The sequence below is a fragment of the Nocardioides sp. S5-5 genome (assembly GCF_054954065.1).
The window spans coordinates 3,916,747-3,943,438 of record NZ_CP199913.1; the positions used below are offsets into that span (position 1 = coordinate 3,916,747).

Below are 26,692 nucleotides of genomic sequence, written 5' to 3' on the forward strand. Positions count from 1 at the left end.
GATTCCAGGAGGGAACCATCATGGGTCTTCGCATCAACCAGAACATCGAGGCCACCAACGCCTACCGCAACCTGTCGGTGACGCAGGGTCAGCTCTCGAAGTCGATGGAGAAGCTGTCGTCGGGCTTCCGGATCAACCGGGCCGCCGACGACGCCGCCGGTCTCGCGATCTCCGAGGGCCTGCGCTCCCAGGTCGGTGGCCTCAAGGTCGCCGTCCGCAACGCCCAGGACGGCATCTCCGTCGTCCAGACCACGGAGGGTGCGCTCACCGAGGTCCACTCCATCCTGCAGCGCATGCGCGACCTCGCGGTGCAGGCGTCGAACGACAGCAACAACACCGAGGCGCGGGCCAACATCAAGGCGGAGGCGGACCAGCTCACCTCCGAGCTGACCCGGATCGGCAACTCGACCAACTTCAACGGCACCAAGCTGCTCGACGGCAGCGCGGGCACGCTGAACTTCCAGGTCGGCGCCGACGGCGACTCCGACAGCAACATCGCCGTCAACCTCGCCACCGCCAACGTGGTGTCGATCGCCAGCAACCTTGGTGCCGCCGGCGCCAAGTTCGACGTGCTGACCCCGACCGCGGTCACCGGCGCGGTCACCTTCTCCACCACCACGCCCGCCACCACCGCGACCGTCACCCTCGGCGCGGCCGGCACCTACCACACGGTGAACGACGTCGCCGACGCTCTCAACGGCGACACCGGCTTCGCGGCCAACTTCAGCGCCTCGGTCAACGACACCAACCAGCTGGTCGTGTCGTCGAAGGTCGGCGGCGCCGTCGACGTCACCGCGCCCGGCACCGGCATCGCCGCCGGCGCCGCCGTCACCGGCGGTCTGAGCTTCGCCACCCACGCCGACGCCCAGGCCGCGATCAACACGATCGACACCCAGATCAGCGCGGTCTCCACCGCCCGAGCCAACCTGGGTGCCTACCAGAACCGGTTCGAGCACACGATCGCCAACGTCAACGTCGCGATCGAGAACCTGTCCGCCTCGGAGTCGCGGATCCGCGACACCGACATGGCCTCGGAGATGATGAGCTTCACCAAGTCCCAGATCCTCTCGCAGGCTGGTACCGCGATGCTCGCCCAGGCCAACTCGGCCCCGAACGGCGTTCTCCAGCTGCTCCGCGGCTGATCGAGCACCGACTCCCCGACGCCGGCGGGGCCGTTGGCCCCGCCGGCATCGGCCGTTCCTGACACCCTTCGGAGGAATCGATGGCAACCGCGAGCATCGGTGGTCTGGCCAGCGGCCTCGACACCGCCACCATCATCAGCCAGCTGATGTCGCTCGAGGCCGTGCCGCAGAGCAAGCTGAAGACCCAGCTCGCCACCGAGCAGAGCCGGCTGTCGAGCTACCAGCAGCTCAACGCCCGCCTCGCGACCCTCGGCAGCACCGCCGGCTCCCTCGCCTCCACCTCCACGACCACCGGCACCTGGGCCGCACTCAAGGCGACCTCGAGCAACACCGCGGTCACCGTCACCGCGACCAACAGCGCCAGCCCCAGCGCGTTCACCGTGACCGTCGACCGCACCGCGCTGAGCCACCAGCTCGCCTTCGCCGAGCCCCACGCGGCGAGCGACGTCGTCACCGGCGCCGGCACCGACGTCGTGCTCAAGCGCGCCGGCCAGGCCGACATCACGATCAGCACCACCGGCGGCACCCTCGAGGAGGTGGCCACCGCCATCAACGCCGCCGACCAGGGCGTGCGGGCCACCCTGGTCAAGGTCGGCGCCACCGGCGGCACCGACCAGTTCCGGCTCCTCGTCGAGTCCACCGCGACCGGCGCCGCCGAGGCCTTCGACCTCACCGCCGCCGACGGATCCCCCCTGCTGGGCGGTACGACGGTCCGCGCCGGACGCGACGCCAGCATCACCATCGGCGGCATCACCGCCACCTCGGCGACCAACACCTTCGCCGACGTCACTCCCGGCGTCACCATCACCCTCGGCTCAGCCGCCACCGGCAGCGCCGACATCGCGGTCACCCGGGACGCCTCATCCCGCTCGGCCGCGGTGAAGTCGCTGGTCAACGACATCAACGGGATGCTCGACGCCATCGCGACGGCGACCGCCCACAACGCGGACGCGACCAAGGCCGGGGTGCTCTCGGGCGACAGCACGCTGCGGGCCGTCTCCGGCGGCCTGTCGACGGCGATCTACCCGGAGGACGGGACCTCGCTGGCGACGTACGGCATCCAGCTCGACCGCTACGGCAGGCTCTCCTTCGACGAGACGAAGTTCGCCGCCGCCTACGCCGCCGACCCGGACGCGGTGACCGCGGCCATCACCGGCGCCGACGGCTTCGCGGCCCGCGTGCAGGCGGTCGCGACCAGCGCCAGCGACAAGTACGACGGCACCGTCACCAACGCGGTCAACGGCCGTACCGCGGCGATCACCCGGCTGAACGACAGCATCGCGGCCTGGGACGACCGGCTCGCGCTCCGGCGGGCCTCCCTCGAGCGCCAGTTCACCGCCCTCGAGACCGCCATGTCCCAGCTGCAGAGCCAGTCCAACTGGCTCACCAGCCAGCTCGACGCCCTGACCAGCTCCAGGGAGTGAGGACGGACCATGTACGCGACCCACCGCAGCACAGCCCACTCCGCCTACCGCGACAACGCGGTCGCCACGGCGTCCCCGGCCCGGCTGCTCGTCATGCTCGTCGAGCGCCTCGTGCTCGACGTCGAGCGCGGCCTGGCCGCCCAGCGGGCCGGCGACTGGCCAGAGGCACACCGCCACCTGCTGCACGCCCAGGACATCGTCCTCGAGCTCGAGCACAGCCTGGACGTGGACCGGATGCCGGCCGGCAAGCAGCTCGCCAGCCTCTACGAGTTCCTGCGCAACCGTCTGGTCCTCGCCAACGTACGACGCGACCCGCGCGTCACCGCCGAGAGCCTGACCCTCGCCCGCCAGCTGTGCGACACCTGGCGCGAGGCCGCGATGGCGGCGGCCCTGTCGTGAGCGGCCCGGAGCGACCCGATCGCCCCTCCTCGTGGACCGAGGCGCTCGACCGGCTGGAGGCGCACGCCGACCACGCCGAGCGGATGTTGCGTGGCGGACCCGCCGGCGCGACCCTCGAGCCCTGGCTGCCGCCCGCCGACCTCGGCCCGCTGCCCAACGACCTGGTCCCCCGCACCCGGCTGCTGCTGGCCCGCCAGCAACGGCTGATGGCCGCGATCCCCGCCACACTCGACGACAACCGTCGCCAGCAGCAGGTCGCCGACCGGGTGGGCCGGGCGACCACCGTGCCACCGGGACCGGTCTACCTCGACGTCACCGCCTGACGACGACCGCGCCCGGATCAGGCGGCCCGCGATCGCCGGACCGTGGCGACGATCCGGTCGGCGAGCTGGTCGAGCGGGAGCACGTCGTCGGCGAGGCCGGCACCGGCGACGGCGCCGGGCATGCCCCACACGACCGAGCTCTCCTCGTCCTGCACGACGATCCGGGCGCCGGTCGCGGCGAGCTCCCGCGCGCCGGCGAGACCGTCTTGCCCCATGCCGGTGAGCACGGTGGCGAGCGTCCCGGCGCCGTACACCTCGACGGCGGAGCGGAACAGCACGTCGACGGCCGGACGGCAGAAGTTCTCCTGGGGGCCCTGGTCCAGTGCCACGTGGACGCCGGCCGGGGCCCGCCGCAGCCGCAGGTGGCGGTCGCCAGGGGCGATGAGCACCTCACCAGGGTGCGCGGGCTCACCGTCGACGGCCTCGCGGACGGCCAGTGCGCTGAGCTTGTCGAGGCGTTGGGCGAGCATCGCCGTGAAGACGGGCGGCATGTGCTGCACGACGAGGACCGGTACGCCGAGGTCGGCAGGCAGTCGCGGCAGCAGCCGGGCGAGCGCGTCGGGACCACCGGTCGAGCAGCCGATCAGCAGCGCCGTCACCGGCGCGACGGCGGGACGCGGCCGCTCACGTCGCACGACGGGGATCGAGGTGCCCGGCGTGAGCTTGCGGATCCCCGCCAGGGCCCGGATCCGGGGCACCAGCTGGTCGCGGATCGCGGCGATGCCGTCGGCGATCTGTCCGGTGTTGGACGGCTTCGTGACATAGTCCGACGCGCCGCGGGACAGCGCGTCGAGGGTAGCGGTCGCGCCGCGCTCGGTGAGGGTCGAGAACATGATCACGGGCAGCCGGGCGTGCTTCTCCCGGATCCGGGTGAGCGCGCCGAGCCCGTCGAGGTTCGGCATCTCGATGTCGAGGGTGACGACGTCGGGCGCGAGCTCGTCGACCATGCGCACGGCCTCGACGCCGTCGCGGGCCACGCCGGCGACCTCGATGTCCGGCGCCTGCCGCAGCGCGGCGGTCACCAGCCGGCGTACCAGCGCCGAGTCGTCGACGACGAGAACCCTGATCTGTGTCACGGCTCGCTCATCGGCGCGGGGCTGCTCGGTCTGAGGGCTCAGGTCCCCCCGGACACCGCCGATGGAGCGGGCATGACGACGTCCGCCGCCTTCGCCTCGGTCTCGGCGCTCGTGCGCCGGGAGACGTCGATGGTGTACGACGAGGGCAAGGAGTACCTCGTCGAGGCCCGGCTCAACCCGCTCGCCGCCGCGCGCGGCCTCGGTCTCGAGGAGTACGTCGCCCGGCTGGCGTTCGACGCCGACGAGCGGCGCAAGGTGGTCGACGCGCTGACCATCAACGAGACGAGCTGGTTCCGCGACCACACGCCGTACCAGGCGTTCACCGACGCGATGCTGCCCGCACTGCTGGAGGGTCGCCAGGTCACCCGGCGGCTGCGGATCTGGAGCGCGGCGTGCTCGAGCGGACAGGAGGCGTACTCGATCGCGATGCTGCTCGACCAGCACCTGCCGGCCGGCTGGACCTATGAGATCGTCGCCACCGACATCTCCACCGCGATGCTCGAGCGGGTCCGGGCCGGGCGGTACAGCCAGGTCGAGGTCAACCGCGGCCTGCCCGCCACCAGCCTGGTCCGCTACTTCACCCGCGACGGCCGCGAGTGGGAGATCGCCGAGCGGCTGCGCGAGCGAGTCACCGTCCAGCACCTCAACCTCGCGGCGCCGTACCTCGGGCTGGGGATCTTCGACGTGATCTGGCTGCGCAACGTGCTCATCTACTTCGACGCCCCCACCAAGCAGGACATCCTGCGCCGGATGCTGCCGATGCTCAGCCCGGACGGCTACCTGCTGCTCGGCTCGTCGGAGACCACCCTCGACATGCCGGCCGACCTCGCCGCCGCGTGGCAGCGCGAGCAGATCGGGCGGGTGCCCGCCTACCGCCGGGCCCCCGCCCGTTCGCTGACCCCGACCCTCACCAGCACAGGAGCCTGACCGTGCGAGCGATGATCATCGACGACTCCCGGGCGATGCGCAGCATCCTGCGCCGCATCGTCACGGACCTGGACTTCGAGACGAGCGAGGCCGAGCACGGCCAGGCCGCGCTCGACCAGCTGCGCGCGGGCGTCGTACCCGACGTGTGCCTGGTCGACTGGAACATGCCGGTGATGGACGGCTACACGTTCATCACCGAGGTCCGCGCGAACCCGCAGTGGCGCGACATCACGTTGATGATGGTCACCACCGAGAGCGAGCAGCGGCAGATCGTGCGGGCCCTGGCCGCGGGCGCGCACGAGTACGTCATCAAGCCGTTCACGCCGGACGCGATCGTCGACAAGCTCTCGCTGCTCGGGCTGGTGCCGGCGTGAATCGCCGCATGAGCGCGGTGCTGCCACAGGTCGAGGTCCCCGAGTCCGAGGACGTCCTCGCCGTCACCGAGGACGTGTGGATGGCGCTGCTCGGGAACGACGCGATCCTGCTGCCGCGCGCCCTGCCGCCGGGGACGCCGTTCGAGGCCGCCGCCTGGTCGGCCGCCACGACGATCAGCGGCGGCTGGCAGGGCGTGGTGACCGTCGAGCTCGGCGAGGTGCTGGCCCGCCGGCTGACCGCCCGGATGCTCGCGCTGCCCGCCGAGGAGGACGCCGGTGACAGCGACGTCGCCGACGCCGTCGGCGAGCTGGTCAACATGGTCGGCGGCAACGTGAAGAGCCTGATGCCCGGCCCGAGCGTGCTCTCGCTGCCCGCCGTCGCCGCCGGTCGCGCCGCCTTCGCGAGCGACACCGCCGTCGTCTGCCGGCTCGACCTCGCCTGGCAGGGCGCCCCCGTCCGCGTCTCCGTCCACGTCCCCGTCCCGCAGGAAGGCACCCGATGAAGATCCTGATCGCCGACGACAGCCGCGTGATGCGGCAGATCGTGATCCGCACCCTGCGCCAGGCCGGGCACGGCGGGCACGACATCGTCGAGGCCGAGAACGGTCGCCAGGCGCTCGAGCTGGTCCGGAGCGAGGCGCCGGACCTGGTCCTCTCGGACTGGAACATGCCGGAGATGAACGGCATCGACTGCCTCTCGGCCCTGCGTGCCTCCGGCTCCACGGTCGCGTTCGGGTTCGTCACCTCCGAGGGCTCGGAGGAGATGCGCGAGCGCGCCGCCTCCGCCGGCGCCGCCTTCCTCATCGCCAAGCCGTTCACCCCGGAGGCGTTCGACGACGCGCTCCGCAGCGTGATCTGAGACCGCGGTGCCCGTCCACCTCCCCCAGCCCAAGCAGCTGCGCGACCTGCTCGCCGACCTGCTCGGCCGCGACGTCACCCTGTCCCCGTCCGCGCCCTTCGCGCCCGGCCCCGACACGCCCGCCTCCGTCGCCGTGTACGTCGACGACAGCCTCCGGATCAGCGCCCTCGTCGCCTGCGACCTGGCGTTCTCCGCCTACGCCGGCGCGGCGCTCGGCCTGATCCCCGTCGGCGACGCCGCCGCCGCGATCGCCGACGGCAAGCTCACCGACGCGATCTGCGAGAACCTGTACGAGGTGCTCAACATCGGCGCCTCGACGTTCAACGTCTCCGGCGCCGACCACCTGCGCCTGCACGCCCTCCACCCCGCCGGACCGCCGCTCGACCCGCAGGTGCGGATCAGCACCCTCACGCTCGGGCGGCGAGAGGACCTCGCGGTGGACATTGGCGGGTACGGCGCGGGCCTGCTGTCCGTCGTGCTGCTCTGAGAGACAGCCTGGATCCGTGGACGGGCACCGTGGCGAGCGCAGGTTCGAGCGGCCGCTCGGCCGATCGGTCGAGATAGTCAGGACCTAGTCCTAGACGCGGCGGCTCAGATCCTCGGCGGGCGCACCGATCAGGCACGGTGAGCGACGGATTGCTCGCCCCCCGCCGACGGACCGGCACCGACTGTCGCACCGCCCCCTGACGGGAGCGGTGTTCCTTCCCAGGAGATCGACCGTGTCCTTCGCAACGTCCGACGCCGTCGGCTTCGTGTTGCACTCCGCGATCAACGGGCTCTCCCAGCGCCAGCAGGTGATCGCGGACAACATCGCCAACGTCGACACCCCTGGCTTCCGCGCCCGCAGCGTCGAGTTCGAGTCCGCACTCGCCGGCGCGATCGAGCGTGGCCGGGCCATGAGCGCAGACCTCAGTGCGACCGTCTCGGCCACGAGCACCCCGGTCGGTGCCAACGACAACAACGTCGACCTCCGCAAGGAGTCGATCGCCGCTATCCAGACCCAGTACCAGTACCAGATCATGGGCCGCGCGATCAGCGACCGCGACTCGCGGCTCAACCTGATGGCCGGGGGCGCGGCCTGATGAGCGCCTTCGAGACGCTGCGGATCGCGAACACCGCGCTCGGCGCGCACCAGGTCTGGCTCGACGCGCTGGCCGGCAACATCGCGAACGCCAACACGGTCAAGCCGACCGGCGAGAACGCCTTCCAGGCGACGTACGTCGTGTTCGACCCGCGCGTGGACGGCGGCGTCGACGTCGCGGGCTTCGCCGAGGGCGACCCCGAGGGCCGGATGGTCCACTCCCCCGGGCACCCGCTCGCCGACGAGGACGGCTACGTCCGGCTGCCCGACATCGACATGGCGGCCGAGATGAGCCAGCTGGTCATGGCGCAGCGCGGCTACCAGGCGTCGGTGCAGGTCACCAAGACCGCGCAGGACACCTACGGCGCGGCCCTGCAGATCGGGGCCCGCTGATGGAGATCACGCCCCTGCGGTTCCCGTCGCTGTCGGGCCCCGACGCGCTCGGCTCGATCGCCCCGCCGACGACGTCGGGCAAGGTCACGCCCCCGACCGGTCCCGACACCGAGTTCGGCTCACTGGTCCTCGACGGCCTCGACCGGCTCGAGGGCCTGACCGACAAGGCCGACGGCCTCGCCGTGCAGGCCGCCACCGGCACGCTCGAGAACATCCACGACTACACGATCGCGGCCAGCGAGGCGTCCGTCGCCAGCCAGCTGACGGTCTCCCTGCGCAACCGCGCGGTCGAGGCGTTCAACGAGATCATGCGGATGCAGGTCTGAGGGACCCACGATGCAACAGCGCCTCACGCGGTACCTCACCCGTGCCCGCGAGACCTTCGTTGGCTTCACGGCCGGGCAGAAGGCCGTCGCCGTCATCGGTACGGCGGCCCTGCTGGTCGCCGTCCTCATGGTGTTCCGCTGGGTGTCGACCCCCAGCTACGCCCCGCTGTACTCCAACCTGTCCGGCACCGACGCGAGCGCCGTGATCGAGGAGCTCGACGCGCAGGGCGTGCCGTACCAGCTCACCGGCGGCGGCGGCACGATCATGGTGCCGCGCTCGGACGTCTACGGCACCCGGATCACGCTGTCCGGCAAGGGCCTGCCGGCGAGCAGCGACGGCGGCTACAGCCTGCTCGACAAGCAGAGCCTGTCGACCTCGGAGTCGCAGGAGCAGACCAACTTCAAGCGCGCGATGGAGGGTGAGCTCAGCAAGACCGTCGAGGCCATCCACGGCGTCGACACCGCGGTCGTCCACCTCGCCATCCCGCGAAAGCAGGTCTTCACCGACGAGCAGGACCCGCCGACGGCGTCGGTCCTCATCGACACCGAGCCGGGCACCTCGCTCGACGACGGCCAGGTGCAGGCGATCGTCCACCTGGTGGCGTCCAGCATCGACGGCCTCGAGCCGAAGAACGTCACGCTGACCGACGCGAGCGGCAGGCTGCTCACCACCGACGACAGCGCCGACGGCGGCGTCGGCGCCGCCTCCGCGCGCTCCAAGCAGGTCGCGGCCTTCCAGGACTCGATGCGAGCCGACATCCAGGCGGTGCTCGACCGGGTGCTCGGCCACGGCAACTCCACGGTCACGGTCACCGCCGACCTCGACTTCGACAAGGCGGTCACCGACAGCCGGACCTACGGCACCAAGGAGAACATCCTGCCGATCTCCGAGTCGACGACCAACGAGACGTACGCCGGCCCGGCGGGCGGGCTCGACGCGGCCAGCGGCGGCACGGTCGGCCCCGACGGGCAGATGGACCCGGCCACCAGCGGAGCCGGCGGCGACTCGTCGTACAAGAACACCTCGAAGACCCGCGACAACGCGCTCGACCAGACCGTCGAGCACCGGGAGAAGGCACCGGGCTCGATCAACACCCTGCACATCGGCGCGGTGCTCGACTCGACCGCGGCCGCCGCGATCCAGCCGCAGGTGGTCAAGGACCTGATCAGCAACGCGGTCGGCATCAACGCCCAGCGCGGCGACACGATCGACGTCACGACGATGGCGTTCGACCGCAGTGCGGAGGAGTCCGCCGCCGCCGAGCTGAAGGCGGCCCGGGCCGCCGACGCGGCGGCCCGGCGCAACAGCCTGCTGCGCAACACCGGGATCGCCGGTGGCATCGCGTTGATGGTGCTGCTCGCCTGGCTGCAGGCCCGGCGCCGGACCAAGGCCCGTGACGACGCACGGGCCTACCTGGTGGAGCAGCTGCGCACCGACGCGGCGAACCGCACCGCCCAGCTGGAGGCTCCCGCCCTGGCCGCCCTCGAGTCGTCCGAGAGGGACGAGGAGGAGTCGATGCGCGACGAGCTGATCGCCCTCGTCGACCGACAGCCCGACGACGTCGCCGCCCTGCTGCGCGGCTGGCTCGTGGAGCCGCGGCCATGACGCTGATGGCGACGTCCGGCCCCACCCTGGTCTCGATGGGGGTCCGCAAGGCCGCGGTGCTGCTCATCCAGCTGGGAAAGGAGCGCGCCGCCCAGGTGATGGCGCACCTCAGCGACACCGAGGTCGAGGCGATCTCCGGCGAGATCGCCCGTCTCGACGCGGTGTCGGCCGGCGAGACCGCGCAGGTGCTCACCGAGTTCCACGACCTGGCGACCGCGCACGCCCACGTCACCCAGGGCGGCTTCGGATTCGCCCAGCAGCTGCTCGAGCAGTCGCTGGGGCCCGAGCGCGCGAAGGAGATCATGGACCGGCTGCACGCGGCCGCCGTCCAGATGCCCTTCCAGTTCCTGCACCGCGCCGATCCCGCGCAGCTGCGCAGCTTCATCGCCGACGAGCACCCCCAGGTGATCGCGCTGGTCCTCGCGCACATGGCCGCCGACAAGGCCTCCCTGCTGCTCAGCGGCCTGCCCGCGCACCAGCAGGCCGTGGTCGCGCACCGGATCGCGGTGATGGACCGGACCTCACCCGAGATCGTGCGCACCGTCGAGGCCGTCTTGGAGCGCAAGCTGTCGTCGATGCTCCAGCCCGCCGAGGTCTCCCGGGTCGGCGGCGTGGACCCCCTGGTCAACATCATCAACCGGTCCGACCGGCCGACCGAGCGGCAGATCGTCGAGGGCCTCGAGGGCCTCGACCCGGCGCTCGCCGACGAGGTCAAGAGCCGGATGTTCATGTTCGAGGACATCACCGGGCTCGACGACCGCTCGGTGCAGCAGGTGCTGCGCCAGGTCGACACCGCCGAGCTCGCGCTGGCCCTCAAGGGCGTCAGCGACGCGGTCCGCACCAAGATCACCTCGAACCTGTCCGAGCGCGCGGCCGAGAACCTGCTGGAGGAGGTCGAGCTGCTCGGCGCCGTCCGCCTGGCACAGGTCGAGGAGGCCCAGCAGGGCGTCATCCGCACCATCCGCCAGCTCGAGGAGCAGGGCCAGATCATGGTCCGGCGAGGGAACGACGATGAGTTCGTCCTCTGATCTCGTCCGGCCCGAGCTGCCCGAGCTCCGGGTCGGGACCTGGACCCGCCTCGGCAGCGACAGCGTCCTCGGCGACGAGGTCACCGAGACGCTGCTCGACGGGGTGGCGGCCCAGGCCCGCGACGCCGCCCGGGCACAGGGGTACGCCGTGGGCTGGGCCGAGGGGCGTCGTACCGCTGCCGAGCAGGCGGCCGGCGAGGAGGCTCGCCGGGCGGTCCTCCACGCGGAGGCGGAGGCCCGCCGCGAGGCGGAGCACCGGGCGGCCCTCGACGCACTGGGCCAGGCGGCCGAGCAGGTCAGGGGGCTGCTCGACGACCTGGCCCGTGCGGTCGAGGACCAGGCGAGCGACCTCGCCTGGTCCCTCACCACGACGCTGATCGGTGCCCAGGTGGCCCGACTGGGACCCAGGGACGTCGTCGCGCGGGTGCTGCAGGTCCTGCCGCCCGGACCGGTCGGCCGGATCCGGCTGCACCCGTCCGCCGCCGCCTCGTCGGCCGCCCAGGAGCTCGCCGACCGTGGCCTGGAGGTGGTCCCCGACCCCGCCCTCGGCTCGGCCGACGCGCTGGTCGAGGGCGTCGACGGCTCGGTCGTCGACCTCCGGATCCGCGAGGCGATGGCCCGGGTGCGGGAGGTGCTGTCATGACCGTCGAGTCGCCCCGTTCTCCGGTCGAGCCGTCGCTTCGTGCCCGCCTGCTGGAGGCCGCCGCCCCCCTGCACCTCGGCACCGTCGCCGAGCTGGTCGGCCTGCATCTCGAGGTGCGCGGCCTGCCCGACGCGGCGGTCGGCGACCTGCTCGAGGTGCGTACGACGTCCGGCCCGCTCCTCGCCGAGGTCGCCGCGCTGCGTCCCGGCAGCGCGATCTGCCTGCCGCTCGGCACCACCACCGGCGTCCGCGCCGGCGACCTGGTCCGCGCGACCGGCGGCCCGCTGCGCATCCGCGTGGGCGAGGCGCTGCTCGGTCGCGTGCTCGACGGGCTCGGCCGGCCGGTCGACGACGGGCCGCCGCTGACCGGTCTCGACAGCGTGTCGACCGAGCTCCCTACCCCCGACGCCCTCAGCCGGCCGCGGATCACCGAGCCCCTCGGCACCGGCGTCCGCGCCCTCGACGCCCTCGTGCCCCTCGGCCGCGGCCAGCGGATCGGCGTCATGGCCGGCTCCGGCGTGGGCAAGTCCTCCCTGCTCTCGATGATCGCGCGCGGCACCGACGCCGCCGTCAACGTGATCGCCCTGGTGGGCGAGCGCGGCCGTGAGGTCCGCGAGTTCATCGACGGCGACCTCGGCCCCGAGGGCCTGGCCCGCTCGGTCGTCGTGGTCGCCACCTCCGACGCGCCCGCGGTCGAGCGGCTGCGCGCGGCGTTCACCGCCACCCGGATCGCGGAGTGGTTCCGCGACGGTGGTCGCGACGTCGTGTTGATGATGGACTCGCTCACCCGGGTCGCCATGGCCCAGCGCGAGATCGGCCTGTCCGCCGGCGAGCCGCCCGCCACCCGCGGCTACCCGCCCAGCGTCTTCGGCCTGCTGCCCCGCCTCCTCGAGCGGGCCGGTACGTCGGCTGCCGGCTCGATCACCGGCATCTACACCGTCCTCGTCGAGGGCGACGACCTCCAGGACCCGATCGGCGACACCGCCCGCTCGATCCTCGACGGCCACGTCGTGCTCTCCCGCGACCTCGCCACCGCCGGCCACTTCCCCGCCATCGACGTGCTCGAGTCGATCTCCCGCGTCCACCGCGCCGTCACGACGCCCGGGCAGCAGCAGGACGCCGGCCGGCTGCGGCGGATGCTCGCCGCCCACCGCTCGGTCAAGGAGCTCGTCGAGATCGGTGCGTACGTCGCCGGCGCGGATGCCGACGCCGACGCGGCGCTGGCCCGGCTGCCCATGATCGAGGACTTCCTGCGCCAGTCCATGGACGACACCACACCGCGGCTCGACGCGTGGGATCACCTCGCCGGGGTGGTGGCGTCATGAGCCGCGAGGACCGTGGCCTGGCCGCCGTCGCCCGAGTCCGGGAGGTCCGCGAGACCGACAGCCGGATCGGGCTGCAGCGGGTACTCGCCGAGGAGGCGGAGCTGCACGCTCGGCTGGACGGTCTCGAGGCGACCATCGCCTCCTCCACGGTGCCCACCGTCACGACGGCTGCCGAGCTGGTCGCCGACCGGACCCGGCTCGTCCACACCGGCATCCTGGTCGGCGAGACCCGCGCCGCCGTCGCCACCGCACAGATCGTCACCGCCGACGCCCGCGCCCGCTGGAGCACCGACCGCGCCCGGCTCGCGGCGGTCGAGCATCTCCTCGAGCGCCGGGCCGCGCGGCGGCGTACCGAGGCCGAGCGGCGGGTCGCGCGCGACGCCGACGACCTGGCCGCCCAGCGCTGGGCACGAGGTGGCCGATGAGCATCGACGCCGTCACCGCGCGGATCAACGAGATCCAGGCCCGCCTGGCCCAGTTCACGACCGTACGGACCTCCGGCACCGGCGACTTCGCGACCGAGCTCGCCGGCGCGCGGGTGAGTGGCACCGCCGGGTCCGTGACCGGGGACGACGTGGTCGCCGAGGCGCGCAGGTACCTCGGCCTCCCCTACGTCTGGGGCGGCACCGACCCGACCAAGGGCATGGACTGCTCCGGCCTGGTCCAGGTCGTCTACAAGAGCCTCGGCTACGACCTGCCGCGGGTCTCCAACCAGCAGGCCCGCTCGGGTGTGCCGGTGGCCGGCATGGCCGAGGCGCAGCCCGGCGACCTGCTCGCGTGGGACAACTCCAGCCGCAACGACGGCGTCGACCACATCGCCATCTACATCGGCGGCGGCAAGATGATCGAGGCGCCGCGCACCGGCCTCGACATCCGGGTCGTGGACGTCCCCTCCACGCCGGACGTGATCCGGCGGGTCATCAGCCAGCCGGCCACGGGGACGGTGACGGGATCGACCGTCGTCGGGCGGGCGAGCGCCGCGACGCCGTACGCCGACCTGATCGGCGCCGCGGCCGCCCGGACCGGCGTACCGGCGACCCTGATCGCCGCCGTCGCGAAGCATGAGTCCGGCTTCGACGCCCGCGCGGTCAGCCCGGCCGGCGCGCAGGGCCTGATGCAGCTGATGCCCGGCACCGCCCGCGGCCTCGGCGTGACCGATCCGTTCGACCCGGCCCAGGCGATCGACGGCGGCGCGCGGCTGCTGCGCTCCCTGCTCGACCGGTTCGGGCGCACCGACCTCGCGCTGGCGGCGTACAACGCCGGGGCGGGCGCGGTCACCCGCTACGGCGGCATCCCGCCGTACCAGGAGACGCAGAGCTACGTCCGCAACGTGATGGCGATGGTGAGCTGATGAGCATCACTCCGTTCCTGCCGGGGCTCGCGGTCCCGGTCCCCACCGACGGCGTCCCCGCGGCCACCGACACCGGCGCCGCCCCGGCCGCGCTCTTCGGCGACGCCCTCGCCGCCGCACTGCTCGCGACGGTCCCGCTGCCGGCGGCGCCTCTCCCCGAGCCGACGCCTCCCGACACGGCCGCCCCGGCCAGGGCGGCCGCCGCACCGGCCGGGGCGGTCGCCGTCCCGCTGGTCGCCCCGACCGGCCCGGACCTCACCGCGCACCTGACGAACGGGGCGGCCGAGCCGGTCGCCGACCAGCGGGCCACCGCCCCGGCTCCGGCCACCGGGCCCCGTCCCACGCTCGAGGCGCCCACCGCGCCCGCCCCCGTCGACGCCCCCGTCGACGCCCCGGCCGCCCCGCCTGCCACCCCTGCCACCGTCGCCGTGACCGCGCCCGCCCTGGGGTCGCCGCGCCCGACCGTGGAGCGCGCCGTGGTGCAGCAGGTCTTCCCCGAGATCACCCACCTGGTCGCGACCACTCCGACCGACCGGCCGGGTACGCACCGGATCACCCTGACCCTGCAGCCCGAGCAGCTCGGCGAGGTGCGGGTGACCCTGGTGGTCAGGGACGGCGCGGTGCAGGTGCGCCTGGCCGGCAGTGCCGACGACGCGGCCGGGAGTGCCGCCGTCCACCGGGCCCTGAGTGCCGGCGTGCCCGAGCTGCAGCGGTTGCTCGAGCACTCCGGCGCCACCGAGGCCAAGGTGCTGGTCCGCGACCCGTTCAACCCCCAGCCCCCCAGCCCGGTCACGCCGACGGGCCAGACCGCCGGCACCGTCTCGGCCGATGCCGGCCGCGAGGGCGCCTCGGCCTGGAACCGCTCCTCGGGCGACCCGGATCAGCGCCGGCATCGGCGCCAGGCACCCGAGCCGCCGCCCGTACCCACCCCGACCACCACCCCCGCCGGTCAGCTCGACCGGACCCTGTGAGGAGGAAGAGATGTCCGTCTCCAGCACCGAAGGCATCGGCTACGGCGTGACCGGCACCGCGACCGGCACCGCCGGCACGTCCGGCAGCTCGAACGCCGCCGACAAGGACATGTTCCTGCAGCTGATGGTCGCCCAGATGAAGTACCAGGACCCGCTCAACCCCACCGACTCCTCGCAGTTCCTCGCCCAGACCGCGCAGTTCACCGCGCTGGAGAAGATGCAGGACGTCGCCGATCAGACCGCGATGCTGCTGAGCACCCAGCTGGCGTTCGGCGCCAGCTCGCTGATCGGCCAGACCGTGCGGTGGTACGACGCCACCGGCGCCGAGCAGTCCGGTGTCGTGCAGGGCACCACCTATCTCGCCACCGGCCCCGTCCTCAGCGTCGACGGCACGTCCGTCGCCGTCACCGACGTGGTCAGCGTCGGCACCGCACCCACGATCGAGGCGCCCACCACCAGCGGTGGTGGCACCTACGTGCCACCGAGTGGCACCCCGTCCACCACCGCCCGAACCGCCTGACCGCAGAAGGAGAACCACCATGCTTCGCTCGCTCTTCGCCGGCATCTCCGGCCTCCGCGTGAACCAGACCATGCTCGACGTCACCGGCAACAACATCGCCAACGCCAACACGACGGGCTTCAAGTCCAGCACCACCGTCTTCTCCGACACCCTGAGCCAGATGCTCACCGCCGCCTCGGGCGGCAACGCCGAGCGCGGCGGCACCAACCCGATCCAGATCGGCCTCGGCGTCCAGCTCGCCGCGACCATGGCCAACTTCGGCCAGGGCTCGGCGCAGCTCACCGGCCGCCCGACCGACGTCATGCTGCAGGGCGACGGCTTCTTCGTGCTGCGCGACGGCGGCGAGAACGTCTACACCCGCGCCGGCGCGTTCACGTTCGACCAGACCGGCGTCCTGGTGGCGCCCAGCGGCATGCGGGTGCAGGGCTACGCCCTCGACGCCGCGGGCCTGCCCACCGGCGGCGCTGTCGACGTCGACCTGAACATGATCAACGCCTCGCTGCCGGCCGGCGTGAACCTGACGTCGTACTCGATCGCGGCCGACGGCAAGGTCCGCGGCGTCTTCTCCGACGGCGTGCAGCGCGACATCTGCCAGCTGGCGGTCGCCGACTTCACCAACCCGATGGGTCTGGAGCGGATCGGCGACACCGCCTTCCGCGAGTCCGCCAACTCCGGCGCCGTCCAGCTCGGCGTCGCCGGCGAGGGTCAGCGCGGCCAGATCATGGCCGGTGCGCTGGAGATGTCGAACGTCGACCTGTCGGCCGAGTTCACGAACCTGATCCTCGCCCAGCGCGGCTTCCAGGCCAGCTCGCGGGTGATCACCACCAGCGACCAGGTGCTCGAGGAGCTGGTCAACATCAAGCGCTGACGTCGAGCGGTCCCAGCCTGGATCCGGGCCAAGCGCTCAGGGTCTCGGGACCCTGGCCGATGGGACCTGCGGAACGCCACGGACGGCGCTCCTCATCGATCCACGCACACGGAGGTGCCGCGGTGATCTCGCTGACCCGACTCTCGGGGACCACGTTCTTGCTGAACGCGGACCTGATCGAGCGCGTCGACTGCACCCCGGACACCGTGGTGACGCTGGTCGACGGCACCAAGTACATCGTGGCCGAGTCCCTCGACGAGGTCCGCGACGCCGTCATCGACTACCGCTCGGCCATCGTGGCGCGCGCCGCCCTGCCGGACGCGTCGACAATCGCGCCGGTCCGGTCGCGCCAGGGCCGGCTGAGCGCCGTACCCCCACGAGGAGTGACGCCGTGAAGGACATCGCAACCCCGATCGGCATCGTCCTCGGCCTGGTGATCATCGTCGCGGCCAACGTGCTCGAGGGCGGCAACCCGATGAGCCTGCTGCTGCTGCCGCCGATGCTGCTGGTGCTGGGTACGACGATCATGGTCACCGTCGCGGGTGGCACGATGAGCGACGCCAAGGCCGCGGTCAAGGACGTGAAGCGCGCGTTCACGGGCTCGGTCGAGCCGGCCGAGGAGCTCGTCCCGCAGGTCGTCTCGCTCGCCGAGCGGGCCCGGCGCGAGGGCCTGCTGGCGCTGGAGGACAGCCTGCGCGAGATCGACGACCCGTTCCTGGTCAAGGGTGTCACGATGGCGATCGACGGCACCGACCCCGAGGACGTGCGCGACATCCTCGAGGCCGAGCTGCGGGCCAAGAAGCGCGACGACAGGCAGTCCGCGAAGTTCTTCGGCGACGCCGGCGCCTACGCCCCGACGATCGGCATCATCGGCACCGTCATGGGCCTGGTCCACGTGCTGGAGAACCTGGCCACGCCCGACGAGCTCGGCCACCTGATCGCCGGCGCGTTCGTGGCCACCCTGTGGGGCGTCATGTCGGCGAACGTGATCTGGCTGCCCATCTCGAGCCGGCTCAAGCGGCTCGGTGAGCTGGAGTGCGCGCGGATGGAGGTCGCCATCGAGGGCGTCGCCGCCATCCAGGCCGGCGCCAACCCGCGCCTGGTCGCGGAGAAGCTGCGCTCCCTGCTTCCGACCGGCACCGTCGAGCGCGAGGCCGCCTGATGGCGGCCGGCAGGGCGGGCAAGGGCGCCGGGCCGCCCCGGCGACGTCACCACGACGACGACCACGAGGAGCACGGCGCCGGACACGAGCGCTGGCTGGTGACCTACGCCGACATGGTGACGCTGCTGATGGTGCTGTTCATCGTGATGTTCGCGATGTCGACGGTCGACGAGAAGAAGTACGCGGCGCTCAAGGAGGGGCTGGCCGTCGGCTTCGGCCGCGAGCAGTCGATCCTCAACGGAGCCAGCCCGATCAGCAACGCGAAGGGCGCGAGCGACCCCGGCGAGGCGTCCTACGAGATGCTGCTCGCGCAGGTCCCCGAGTCCCAGCGCGAGACCGTCACGAAGATCCTGCAGGAGTCCGACCGGCTCGAGAACGAGCGCGCCCAGGGCGCTGCCCGGGCCGAGGTCGACCGGCTGCTGGAGGTCTGGAAGCAGATCGACCAGGCGCTGCGCGACAACGGCCTGCGCGACGACGTGCGCGCCACCATCGACGAGCGCGGACTGGTCGTCAGCCTGGTCTCGCAGCACGTCGTCTTCGAGCCCGACATCGCCGAGCTGACCGAGCGCGGCCGCCGCGTCGTCGACACCATCGCGCCGGTGCTCGCCGAGCTCTCCGAGCCGATCGAGCTCGACGGCCACACCAACCAGGAGCCGGTGATGCCGCGCTACTACCCCTCCGACTGGGAGCTCTCCCTGGCCCGCGCCGCCAACGTGCTGCACCGGCTCGAGGACCGCCACCGCATCCCCGCGCGCCGGCTGCGCGCCACCGGGTACGGCCACACCAAGCCCTTGGTCGACCCGGCCCGGCACGGCTCGCAGCGGGTCAACAAGCGGGTCGACATCCTGGTGCTCAGCCAGCAGCCCGCCGAGACCCGGGCACTGATGGGGCAGGCGTACGACGAGCTGCGCCGCGAGGCCGGCCTCGACTCCCTGCCCACCGACCCCGCCGGTGACGGCACCGGCCCCGACCCGGCCGCGGCCGGCACACCCACCCGCTCCCGAGGAGAGGACCAACCGTGACCACGACCCTCGCCGCCCCGGCGGCCACCGCGGAGGACACGCCCGCCAAGGGCGGCAAGGGCCGCACGATCGGCATCGCCGTCGTGCTCCTCGCCCTGCTCGGCGGCGGCGCGTGGTTCCTCGTGCTCAAGCCCGGCGGCGACTCCGCCCCCAAGCCCGGGGAGGTGATCTCGCTCGAGGCGATCCAGGTCAACCTCGCCGGCGGCCACTACCTACGGCTCGGCATGGCGCTCCAGCTCACCGACTCGGCCCATGAGGCCGAGGGCAGCAAGGCCCTCGACGCCGCGATCACCGTCTTCAGCGGGCTCCCCGTGGGCGAGGTCAACAAGCCCGACGTGCGCGAGAGCCTGCGCAAGCAGCTGCTCGACCAGCTCGAGGTGCGCTACCACCACGAGGTGATGGAGGTGTACTTCACCGAGTACGTCACCCAGTAGCCGACGCACCCGGGACCCCACCCGGGACCCTCCGTAGCCCGAACGGACCACGGGACCCTGACCGCCCGGCGTCCCAACGACCCCTCAGGTCGGCTCCGGCCGCGACGATGGGCTCGTCGTGACCCTCCAGCGGCGCAGTCGCCGACCCCGCACGGCCGAGCCCACGCCGTACGACTTCCGGCGGCCCATCCAGCTCTCGCGTGAGCATCAGCGCACCCTCCAGCTCGGGTTCGACAGCTTCGCGCGCCAGGCGACGACGGTGTTCACCAGCTCGCTGCGCACCGTCTGCACGGTGACGCTCGCCGGCATCGAGCAGCGCACCTATGCCGAGTACGTCGACAGCCTCGGCCCGTCGACGTACCTGACCCTGTTCACGGCCGACCCGATGCCCGGCACCGGCGTGCTGGAGATCCCGCTGTTCGCGACCATGTCCTGCCTGGACCACATGCTCGGCGGACCCGGCTCCGACGAGCAGCCCGACCGGCCGCTGACCGAGATCGAGGACGGCGTGATCCGCGGCTTGGTCGAGCGCTTGCTCGGTGAGATGCGCTACGCGCTCGACGGGATCGTCGCGCTGGAGCCGAACGTCACGGGGATCGAGTACAGCCCGCAGTTCGCGCAGGTCGCCAGCGCCGCCGACGTGATGGTCGTGGTCACCCTCGAGTTCAAGATCGGCGAGCGCGCACACCGGATGTCGGTGTGCCTGCCGTTCAGCGGCCTGCTCCCCCATCTCGCCAACGCCGCCGGCAACGGCGTGGTCTCCGACCGCGAGCGCGTCCAACGCGCCCACTCCGCCCAGCTGCTGCAGGAGCAGTTCCAGCGGGTCCCGGTGTCGGTGTCGGTGCGGTTCCGGCCGATCCCGGTCGACCCGGCCACGCTGGCCGACCTGCGCCCCGGATCCGTGCTCCGGCTCACCCACCCGGCGTCGGCGCCGCTGGACGTGACCGTCGCCGGCAACACCTTCGCCCATGCCACCCCCGGCGCCCGGGGCCAGCGTCTCGCCGCCCTCATCGTCACCACGCCCGAGGAGTCCTGAATGTCTGCCATCGTGGAGCCCACCCTGCTCGCCGAGGCCGTCGCGGCCGCCGCCGCCGCGCCCCTCCCGGCGGTCACGCCGCTGACGCCCGGCCCGGCTCAGCCCGGGTCGCCGCACGTCACCGCCGCCTTCGCCGGCGGCGCGATCGCCGACCTCGACGGCGGGGTGCCCGGCGCGGTCGTCGTCCTGGTCGGCACCGAGCTGGTCGAGGCCCTCGCCAGCAGCCCGATGGGCGCCCTCGACGTGGCGGCCGCCGTCCAGCCGGCCCTCGACGCCGCGGCCCGCCGGCTCGGCGCACACGCCCGCGGTGCCCGGGCCCTCGAGCTCGGCGCCGAGGGGTACGACGTCACCGCCGACCTCGGTGGCCCGTTCACGACCGTGCCGCTCGTCGGCGTGGGCATCGCCGCTGCCGTCCTCGTGCCCGATGCGACCCTCGCCGGCGCTCGGCAGCCGCTGGACCCCGAGGAGGTTGCCCAGCAATCCGAGGGAGATCGAGGAGGTCGCCCTGGCGACCGTCACGAGACCCGGTCACCAGACGACGCAACCAATCTCGTCGAGGAGGCCCCGTTCGTGCCCGCCTTCGGCGCCGCGGTCGCACCGCCGCGCGGGCTCGAGCTGCTCCAGGGCGTCGACATGGAGGTCACCGTCGAGCTCGGCCGGACCCGGATGACGGTGCGCGACCTGCTCGCCCTCACCCCCGGCGCCGTCCTCGAGCTCGACCGCGCCGCCGGCAGCCCGGCCGACCTGCTCGTGAACGGTCGCTTGGTCGCCCGCGGGGAGGTCGTCGTGGTCGACGAGGACTTCGGCCTGCGGGTCACCGAGATCCTCGACGCGAACGCCGCGGTCTGACGCCGTGTCCGACAGCGTGGGGCTTGGGGAGCTGGCGGTCCGCCTGGTCGGCTCGCTGGCGCTCGTCGTCGGACTGCTGCTGCTCATCGCTCGCTTCGCCAACCGCCGGTTCAAGGCGCCCACCGGCGCCGCGATCCAGGTCGTGCAGCGCCAAGCGCTTGGTCGGGGCCAGGGCGTCGCCGTGATCTCGGTCGGCACCCGGATCCTGGTGCTCGGCACCACCGAGCAGCAGATCACCCTGCTCGCCGAGGTCGAGCCCGACGAGATCGGACTGGACCTGACCGCGCCCGACCCGGAGGCGGAGCCGCTCGACGGGCCGGCCGCGGCGACCGGCCCGGCCGGCGCCCTCAGCGGATCGGTGCTGTCCCCGCAGACCTGGAAGGACGCCATGGCCGCCGTCACCGGGAGGCGGGCGTCGTGACGACGACCCTCGCACGGGTCGCGCTGGTGCTCGCCGACCCGGTGGGTCCGAACGGTCCGAACGGCCCCGGCAAGGGCGGCAGCGTCCAGATCGACCTGTCGGGCATGACCGACAAGCCGAGCAACAGCTTGCTCGTCTTCCTAGCGCTGACCCTGCTCAGCCTGCTGCCGGCGATCGTGCTGACCTGCACCAGCTTCACGAAGGTGCTCGTCGTGCTCGGCCTGACCCGCAACGCACTGGGCCTGCAGCAGACCCCGAACAACCAGGTGCTTGCGGGCCTTGCCCTGTTCCTGAGCCTGTTCATCATGGCGCCGGTGCTCTCCCAGGTGAACAACGACGGCGTGCAGCCCTATCTCGACGGCGACAAGACCACCTCGGCCGCGTTCCACGACGGCTTGGCGCCGCTGCGGGAGTTCATGCTCGACAACACCGACGACGGCGAGCTTCAGCTGTTGACCAGCGTGGCCGACCGCAAGCTGCCCGAGAACCGCGACGACGTCTCCACCGCGACCCTGATCCCGGCGTTCGTGCTCTCCGAGCTCAAGGACGCCTTCGTGATCGGGTTCATCATCTTCATCCCGTTCCTCGTCATCGACATCGTGGTGAGCGGGGCGTTGATGAGTCTCGGCATGATGATGATGCCGCCGGTGATGGTGTCGCTGCCGTTCAAGCTGCTGCTGTTCGTGATGGTCGACGGGTGGGCCCTGGTGATCAAGGCGCTCGTCGCGTCGTACGGGACGGGCTAGCTGCCATGACCGACACCGCGATCATCGAGATCGCCCTCAAGACCATGCTGGTGGCGCTCAAGCTGTCGGCGCCGATCCTCGCGACCTCGCTGGTCATCGGCTTCGCCATCTCCCTGTTCCAGTCCATGACACAGATCCAGGAGTTCACGCTCTCGTTCGTACCCAAGCTGGTGGGCGTCGGGCTCGCCCTGCTGTTCTGCGGGAACTGGATGCTGCACACCCTGATGGCGTTCACCCGCGAGCTGTTCGACCTGCTCCCGGGCCTGCTCACCTAGGCGCCGCCGTGGTCCTCTCCGTCGACGGTGCCGCGCTCAGCGCGCTGCTGCTCGCCTCGGTGCGGGTGGTGGCGTGGCTGGTCGTCGTACCCCCGTTCGCGACGCGGGGCATCCCCACCATGGCCAAGGTGATCCTCGCGCTCGGCCTGTCGCTCGCGATGGCGCCCACCCTTGCCACCCAGGACCTGCCCGGGACGACGCCCGCGCTCGTGCTGGCCACCGCCGCCCAGGCACTGATCGGCGTGGGCATGGGCTACGTGACGATGCTGCTGTTCTCCGCGATCGGCGCGGCCGGATCGCTGGTGGACGTGTTCGGCGGCTTCGCGCTGGCCTCCGCATGGGACCCGCTGGCGATGAACTCCAACACCGTCTTCGGGCGCTTCCACCAGCTGCTCGCGACCGCGCTGCTGGTGGTGTCCGGCGGGCACCTGATCGTGGTCGGCGGACTGCTCAGCACGTTCCGGTACCTGCCGCTCACCGGCATGCCCGACATGTCGAGCTGGGACGGCGTGCTGCTGACGGCGTTCTCGATGTTCTTCACGGTGGCGGTGCAGATGGCGCTGCCGATGATCGCGGTGCTCTTCGTCGCCGATCTGGCGCTTGCTCTGCTGACCAAGGTCGCGCCGCAGCTCAACGCGCTCAGCCTGATGTTCCCCGCCAAGGTCGGGCTGACCCTGCTGCTGCTCGGTCTTTCCTTCCCGATGCTGCCCGGCGCACTCGACCGCCTGGTCACCTACGCCAACCAGGCGATGGCGACCATGGCCGGGGCGGGGTGACCTGTCGTGTCGGCGAGCGAGGAGAAGACCGAGAAGCCCACTCCCAAGCGGAGGAAGCAGGCCCGCAAGGACGGCCAGGTCCCGCGTACCCCCGAGCTCGGCGGGTGGCTGGGCCTGCTGGTGGCGTCATTGGCGATGGGTCCGCTGCTCGACCACGAGCTGGACGCGCTGCACACGATGATGGCGACGTCCCTGCGCTCCGCCTCGGACCCGTCGGTGTCCGTCGCGTTGACCTTGCTGGGCGACGCCGGGCGCCACGTCTTCCTCACCCTGCTGGTGCTGGGCTCGATGATGCTCGTCGTCGGCGTGCTCTCGGCCTTGGCGCAGGGCGGCTTCTACCTCTCCCCCAAGCTGGCCAAGCCCGACCCCAAGAAGCTCGACCCGGTCAAGGGAGCCAAGCGCCTGCTCGGCCCGCACGCCGCGTGGGAGGGCGTGAAGGTACTCGGCAAGAGCACCGTCGTCGCCCTCCTCGCCTGGGGCGCGGTGAAGTCGATGATGCCGCTCGTCGGCGGACTCCTCCCGATCGACGTCGTCCTGCACCAGGTCACCGCCGAGGTCTCCCGCCTCCTCCTCACGGTCGCCATCGCCGGGCTGGTGATGGCGGGCGCCGACTACGCGATGATGCGGCGCCGGATCGGCAAGCAGCTGCGGATGAGCCACAGCGAGATCAAGCAGGAGCACAAGCAGTCGGAGGGCGACCCCCTCGTCAAGGGGGCCATCCGCGCCCGCCAGCTGGCCGCCGCCCGCAACCGGATGATCGCCGACGTCGCCACCGCCGACGTCCTCCTCGTCAACCCCACCCACGTCGCCGTCGCCCTGCGCTACGACCCCGAGCAGGGAGCCCCCCGCGTCGTGGCCCGCGGTGCGGGCGCCATCGCCGCCCGGATCCGGTCGGTTGCCGCCGATGAACGCGTCCCGCTCGTCCAGGACGTGCCGTTGGCGCGGGCGCTGTACCGGCACTGCCAGGTCGGCCAGGAGATCCCGCGGGAGCTGTGGGCTGCCGTCGCGCAGGTGCTGGCGTTCGTGCTCAGCCGCCGGCACGCCGGCCAACACGGCGGCGAGCACCGCACCCCCCGGCGTACCGAGGACCTGCCGGACGTGTTCGCCCACGCCCGCCGGCGGCGGGGGGTCGAGGGTGCATGAATGCAGCGCGTCAACCCCTCATCCACAGCCCCGACCTGCCGATGGAGCCAGCGACGCCAGGACGGCGCCATCCCGCAGTGCCATGGACGGCGCGACCGGTCGAGAGGCTGTGCCCGCCGCATGTCCGTGAAGTCACTGACCCGGCTCGGTGTCCCCCTGGGCATCGTGCTGATCGTCGTCATGCTCGTGGTTCCGCTGCCGGCAGTCGTCTTGGACCTGATGATCGCGCTCAACATCACCGGAGCGCTGCTCGTGCTGATGGTGGCGATGTTCATCCACAAGCCGCTCGAGTTCGCCGCCTTCCCCTCGGTGATCCTCGTGATGACCCTGTTCCGGCTGGCCCTCAACGTCAGCGCGACCCGGCTGGTCCTCCTCGACGGGTACGCCGGCAAGGTGATCGACACCTTCGGCCACTTCGTCGTCGGGGGATCGCTGATCGTCGGGCTGATCGTGTTCGCGATCCTGCTCGTCATCCAGTTCGTCGTCATCACCAACGGCGCGGGCCGGGTGGCAGAGGTCGGGGCCCGGTTCACCCTTGACGCGATGCCGGGCAAGCAGATGGCGATCGACGCCGACCTCAACTCGGGGCTGATCGACGAGGAGCAGGCCCGGCGGCGGCGGGCGGAGGTGCATGCGGAGGCGGACTTCCACGGCGCGATGGACGGTGCGTCGAAGTTCGTCAAGGGCGACGCGATCGCGGCGATCGTGATCACCCTGGTCAACCTGCTGGGCGGCTTCGCGATCGGGGTGGCCCAGTACGGCATGCCGTTCGGCGAGGCGATCAACACCTACTCGCTGCTGTCCATCGGCGACGGCCTGGTCTCCCAGATCCCCGCCCTCCTGCTCAGCGTCGCGACCGGCCTGATCGTGACCCGCGCGGTCGCCGACTCCGACATGGGATCCGACATCGTCGGCCAGATCCTCGCGCGCAAGATGCCGCTGCGGGTGGCGGGCTTCGGCGCACTCGCGCTGTGCGCGATCCCGGGTCTGCCCAAGCTGCCGTTCCTGGTGGCGGGCGGGCTGATGCTCCTCGGCGCGAGCCGGATCGACGAGTCCGCCGGCGACACGACGGACGCCGACGCGAGTTCCGCCGCCGGCGAGCTGGCGCAGGTCCCCGACACGCCCGAGGCGCTCATCTCCGAGATCCGGGTCGACCCGCTCGGGCTCGAGCTCTCGGCCGACCTCATCGACCTGGTCGACGCCCGCTCCGGCGGCGACCTGCTCGACCGGGTCAAGGCGCTGCGGCGCAAGGTGGCCGGCGAGCTCGGCATCGTGATCCCACCGGTGCGCACCCGCGACAACCTCGAGCTGCCCGCCTGCACCTATGCCATCACGCTGTACGGCGCCGAGGTGGCCCGCGGCGAGGCCCCCCGGGGCACCGTGCTGGCGATCGGCGAGTTCCTCGGCTCGCTGCCCGGCACCCCGACCCAGGAGCCGGTCTTCGGCCTGGACGCGAAGTGGATCCCGGCCGAGCTGCGGCACCAGGCCGAGATCGGCGGCGCGACCGTCGTCGACCGCGCGTCCGTGGTCACCACCCACCTGGCCGAGATCGTCCACCGGCACGCCAGCCGGCTGCTCGGCCGCGAGGACGTCCGGCTGCTCACCGACGTCGTCAAGCGCACCCACCCGGTCGTCATCGAGGAGCTCACCCCCACCCAGCTGCCGCTCGGCGAGGTGCAGCGGGTGCTGCGCACCCTGTTGGAGGAGCGGATCCCGATCCGCGACCTGGTCCGGATCTTCGAGGCACTCTCCGTGCGCGCCGCCGTCAGCAAGGATCTCGACGGCCTCGTCGAGGCGGCCCGCGCCGCGCTCGAGCCGGCCCTCGCCGACCCCTTCGTCACCGAGGGCGTGCTGCACGCCATCAGCTTCGACCCGCTCCTGGAGCAGCACATGCTCGAGGGGCTGCGGCCGACCGAGCAGGGCCCGGTCGTCGTCCTCGACCCCGACGTCGCCCAGCGGGTGCTGCTCGGCCTGGCCCAGGCCGTCCAGGCGGCCGAGAACACCGACGTGCGCCCCGTCCTGGTCTGCGCGCCCGCGCTCCGGGCCGCCGTACGCCGGCTCGTGGCGCCCACCGTCGAGCGCCTCCCCGTCTTCTCGTACGCCGAGCTCGGCGCTGCCCACGAGGTCCGCTCGGTGGCCGTCGTGTCCGCGACCGGAGCCCGCCCCGCCCTCGGAGCAGGAGTCTAGACGTG

34 protein-coding genes are annotated in these 26,692 nt (G+C 72.3%); 33 read left to right on the forward strand and 1 reads right to left on the reverse strand.

Going from position 1 to position 26,692, the window contains the following annotated elements:
- Positions 1–20 precede the first annotated feature (20 nt).
- The 4 genes from ACUP6Y_RS18910 to ACUP6Y_RS18925 all read left to right on the forward strand — a co-directional run bounded on the left by ACUP6Y_RS18910 (position 21) and on the right by ACUP6Y_RS18925 (position 3,288).
- Complete coding sequence (locus ACUP6Y_RS18910) at positions 21–1,142, forward strand: flagellin N-terminal helical domain-containing protein (protein WP_462552397.1); 1,122 nt, start codon at positions 21–23, stop codon at positions 1,140–1,142.
- Between the two features lie 80 nt (positions 1,143–1,222).
- Positions 1,223–2,566, forward strand: coding sequence for a flagellar filament capping protein FliD (fliD, locus tag ACUP6Y_RS18915; RefSeq protein ID WP_462552398.1), 1,344 nt, complete (start codon positions 1,223–1,225; stop codon positions 2,564–2,566).
- 9 nt (positions 2,567–2,575) lie between these two features.
- Entirely contained in the window at positions 2,576–2,965 is a 390-nt protein-coding gene (fliS, locus tag ACUP6Y_RS18920; RefSeq protein ID WP_462552399.1) for a flagellar export chaperone FliS, read from the forward strand.
- Positions 2,962–3,288: a hypothetical protein gene (locus tag ACUP6Y_RS18925; protein ID WP_462552400.1), complete on the forward strand. Its 327-nt coding sequence runs from the start codon at positions 2,962–2,964 to the stop codon at positions 3,286–3,288. The genes fliS and ACUP6Y_RS18925 overlap by 4 nt, the downstream gene beginning before the upstream one ends.
- 17 nt (positions 3,289–3,305) lie before the next feature.
- Here the strand turns inward: ACUP6Y_RS18925 and ACUP6Y_RS18930 are convergent, their stop codons facing one another.
- Positions 3,306–4,364, reverse strand: coding sequence for a protein-glutamate methylesterase/protein-glutamine glutaminase (locus tag ACUP6Y_RS18930; protein ID WP_462552401.1), 1,059 nt, complete (start codon positions 4,362–4,364; stop codon positions 3,306–3,308).
- A 72-nt stretch (positions 4,365–4,436) separates the two neighbouring features.
- On the opposite strand from ACUP6Y_RS18930, the gene ACUP6Y_RS18935 reads away from it, so the two are divergent.
- From ACUP6Y_RS18935 to ACUP6Y_RS19075, 29 genes are all read left to right on the forward strand, one after another.
- Complete coding sequence (locus ACUP6Y_RS18935) at positions 4,437–5,291, forward strand: CheR family methyltransferase (protein WP_462552402.1); 855 nt, start codon at positions 4,437–4,439, stop codon at positions 5,289–5,291.
- Between the two features lie 11 nt (positions 5,292–5,302).
- The gene (locus ACUP6Y_RS18940; RefSeq protein WP_462556765.1) at positions 5,303–5,665 is read left to right on the forward strand and encodes a response regulator; all 363 of its coding nucleotides are present in this window, start codon (positions 5,303–5,305) and stop codon (positions 5,663–5,665) included.
- Between the two features lie 8 nt (positions 5,666–5,673).
- Positions 5,674–6,168, forward strand: a complete 495-nt coding sequence (locus tag ACUP6Y_RS18945; RefSeq protein ID WP_462552403.1) for a chemotaxis protein CheX — start codon at positions 5,674–5,676, stop codon at positions 6,166–6,168.
- Positions 6,165–6,524, forward strand: a complete 360-nt coding sequence (locus tag ACUP6Y_RS18950; protein WP_462552404.1) for a response regulator — start codon at positions 6,165–6,167, stop codon at positions 6,522–6,524. Before ACUP6Y_RS18945 ends, ACUP6Y_RS18950 begins: the two co-directional genes overlap by 4 nt.
- 7 nt (positions 6,525–6,531) lie before the next feature.
- Positions 6,532–7,011, forward strand: coding sequence for a hypothetical protein (locus ACUP6Y_RS18955; RefSeq protein ID WP_462552405.1), 480 nt, complete (start codon positions 6,532–6,534; stop codon positions 7,009–7,011).
- 232 nt (positions 7,012–7,243) lie between these two features.
- Entirely contained in the window at positions 7,244–7,606 is a 363-nt protein-coding gene (locus tag ACUP6Y_RS18960; RefSeq protein WP_462552406.1) for a flagellar basal body rod protein FlgB, read from the forward strand.
- On the forward strand, positions 7,606–7,998 hold the full coding sequence (locus ACUP6Y_RS18965) for a flagellar basal body rod protein FlgC (protein WP_462552407.1): 393 nt from the start codon (positions 7,606–7,608) through the stop codon (positions 7,996–7,998). Before ACUP6Y_RS18960 ends, ACUP6Y_RS18965 begins: the two co-directional genes overlap by 1 nt.
- The gene (locus ACUP6Y_RS18970; protein ID WP_462552408.1) at positions 7,998–8,324 is read left to right on the forward strand and encodes a flagellar hook-basal body complex protein FliE; all 327 of its coding nucleotides are present in this window, start codon (positions 7,998–8,000) and stop codon (positions 8,322–8,324) included. The genes ACUP6Y_RS18965 and ACUP6Y_RS18970 overlap by 1 nt, the downstream gene beginning before the upstream one ends.
- A gap of 10 nt (positions 8,325–8,334) precedes the next feature.
- A complete protein-coding gene (gene fliF, locus ACUP6Y_RS18975; protein ID WP_462552409.1) occupies positions 8,335–9,930 on the forward strand; it encodes a flagellar basal-body MS-ring/collar protein FliF in 1,596 nt (531 codons plus the stop codon).
- Positions 9,927–10,958 carry a flagellar motor switch protein FliG gene (gene fliG / locus ACUP6Y_RS18980; protein WP_462552410.1) on the forward strand — a complete coding sequence of 344 codons (1,032 nt, stop codon included), beginning with the start codon at positions 9,927–9,929 and terminating at the stop codon, positions 10,956–10,958. The genes fliF and fliG overlap by 4 nt, the downstream gene beginning before the upstream one ends.
- Complete coding sequence (locus ACUP6Y_RS18985) at positions 10,942–11,601, forward strand: FliH/SctL family protein (RefSeq protein WP_462552411.1); 660 nt, start codon at positions 10,942–10,944, stop codon at positions 11,599–11,601. Before fliG ends, ACUP6Y_RS18985 begins: the two co-directional genes overlap by 17 nt.
- On the forward strand, positions 11,598–12,926 hold the full coding sequence (locus tag ACUP6Y_RS18990; protein ID WP_462552412.1) for a FliI/YscN family ATPase: 1,329 nt from the start codon (positions 11,598–11,600) through the stop codon (positions 12,924–12,926). The genes ACUP6Y_RS18985 and ACUP6Y_RS18990 overlap by 4 nt, the downstream gene beginning before the upstream one ends.
- Positions 12,923–13,351 (forward strand): hypothetical protein, encoded by a 429-nt coding sequence (locus tag ACUP6Y_RS18995; RefSeq protein ID WP_462552413.1) that lies wholly within the window; start codon positions 12,923–12,925, stop codon positions 13,349–13,351. The genes ACUP6Y_RS18990 and ACUP6Y_RS18995 overlap by 4 nt, the downstream gene beginning before the upstream one ends.
- On the forward strand, positions 13,348–14,277 hold the full coding sequence (locus ACUP6Y_RS19000) for a transglycosylase SLT domain-containing protein (protein ID WP_462552414.1): 930 nt from the start codon (positions 13,348–13,350) through the stop codon (positions 14,275–14,277). The genes ACUP6Y_RS18995 and ACUP6Y_RS19000 overlap by 4 nt, the downstream gene beginning before the upstream one ends.
- A complete protein-coding gene (locus ACUP6Y_RS19005; protein WP_462552415.1) occupies positions 14,277–15,248 on the forward strand; it encodes a flagellar hook-length control protein FliK in 972 nt (323 codons plus the stop codon). Before ACUP6Y_RS19000 ends, ACUP6Y_RS19005 begins: the two co-directional genes overlap by 1 nt.
- Before the next feature lie 10 nt (positions 15,249–15,258).
- The gene (locus ACUP6Y_RS19010) at positions 15,259–15,768 is read left to right on the forward strand and encodes a flagellar hook capping FlgD N-terminal domain-containing protein (protein ID WP_462552417.1); all 510 of its coding nucleotides are present in this window, start codon (positions 15,259–15,261) and stop codon (positions 15,766–15,768) included.
- A 19-nt stretch (positions 15,769–15,787) separates the two neighbouring features.
- Positions 15,788–16,636, forward strand: a complete 849-nt coding sequence (locus tag ACUP6Y_RS19015) for a flagellar hook protein FlgE (RefSeq protein ID WP_462552418.1) — start codon at positions 15,788–15,790, stop codon at positions 16,634–16,636.
- Between the two features lie 122 nt (positions 16,637–16,758).
- Positions 16,759–17,031 (forward strand): flagellar FlbD family protein, encoded by a 273-nt coding sequence (locus ACUP6Y_RS19020; RefSeq protein WP_462552419.1) that lies wholly within the window; start codon positions 16,759–16,761, stop codon positions 17,029–17,031.
- Complete coding sequence (locus tag ACUP6Y_RS19025; protein WP_462552420.1) at positions 17,028–17,798, forward strand: motility protein A; 771 nt, start codon at positions 17,028–17,030, stop codon at positions 17,796–17,798. The genes ACUP6Y_RS19020 and ACUP6Y_RS19025 overlap by 4 nt, the downstream gene beginning before the upstream one ends.
- A complete protein-coding gene (locus ACUP6Y_RS19030; protein WP_462552421.1) occupies positions 17,798–18,820 on the forward strand; it encodes an OmpA/MotB family protein in 1,023 nt (340 codons plus the stop codon). The genes ACUP6Y_RS19025 and ACUP6Y_RS19030 overlap by 1 nt, the downstream gene beginning before the upstream one ends.
- Positions 18,817–19,254 carry a flagellar basal body-associated FliL family protein gene (locus tag ACUP6Y_RS19035; RefSeq protein ID WP_462552422.1) on the forward strand — a complete coding sequence of 146 codons (438 nt, stop codon included), beginning with the start codon at positions 18,817–18,819 and terminating at the stop codon, positions 19,252–19,254. Before ACUP6Y_RS19030 ends, ACUP6Y_RS19035 begins: the two co-directional genes overlap by 4 nt.
- A gap of 118 nt (positions 19,255–19,372) precedes the next feature.
- Positions 19,373–20,290 (forward strand): flagellar motor switch protein FliM, encoded by a 918-nt coding sequence (locus ACUP6Y_RS19040; protein ID WP_462552423.1) that lies wholly within the window; start codon positions 19,373–19,375, stop codon positions 20,288–20,290.
- Positions 20,291–21,139 (forward strand): flagellar motor switch protein FliN, encoded by an 849-nt coding sequence (fliN, locus tag ACUP6Y_RS19045; protein ID WP_462552424.1) that lies wholly within the window; start codon positions 20,291–20,293, stop codon positions 21,137–21,139.
- Between the two features lie 4 nt (positions 21,140–21,143).
- Positions 21,144–21,560, forward strand: coding sequence for a flagellar biosynthetic protein FliO (locus ACUP6Y_RS19050; protein ID WP_462552425.1), 417 nt, complete (start codon positions 21,144–21,146; stop codon positions 21,558–21,560).
- Positions 21,557–22,306, forward strand: a complete 750-nt coding sequence (fliP, locus tag ACUP6Y_RS19055; protein ID WP_462552426.1) for a flagellar type III secretion system pore protein FliP — start codon at positions 21,557–21,559, stop codon at positions 22,304–22,306. Before ACUP6Y_RS19050 ends, fliP begins: the two co-directional genes overlap by 4 nt.
- Before the next feature lie 5 nt (positions 22,307–22,311).
- Positions 22,312–22,581 carry a flagellar biosynthesis protein FliQ gene (fliQ, locus tag ACUP6Y_RS19060; RefSeq protein ID WP_462552427.1) on the forward strand — a complete coding sequence of 90 codons (270 nt, stop codon included), beginning with the start codon at positions 22,312–22,314 and terminating at the stop codon, positions 22,579–22,581.
- A gap of 8 nt (positions 22,582–22,589) precedes the next feature.
- On the forward strand, positions 22,590–23,357 hold the full coding sequence (locus ACUP6Y_RS19065) for a flagellar biosynthetic protein FliR (protein ID WP_462552428.1): 768 nt from the start codon (positions 22,590–22,592) through the stop codon (positions 23,355–23,357).
- Positions 23,358–23,363: 6 nt separating this feature from the next.
- The gene (locus tag ACUP6Y_RS19070) at positions 23,364–24,500 is read left to right on the forward strand and encodes an EscU/YscU/HrcU family type III secretion system export apparatus switch protein (protein WP_462552429.1); all 1,137 of its coding nucleotides are present in this window, start codon (positions 23,364–23,366) and stop codon (positions 24,498–24,500) included.
- Positions 24,501–24,620: 120 nt separating this feature from the next.
- Complete coding sequence (locus tag ACUP6Y_RS19075; protein WP_462552430.1) at positions 24,621–26,687, forward strand: flagellar biosynthesis protein FlhA; 2,067 nt, start codon at positions 24,621–24,623, stop codon at positions 26,685–26,687.
- Positions 26,688–26,692 lie beyond the last annotated feature (5 nt).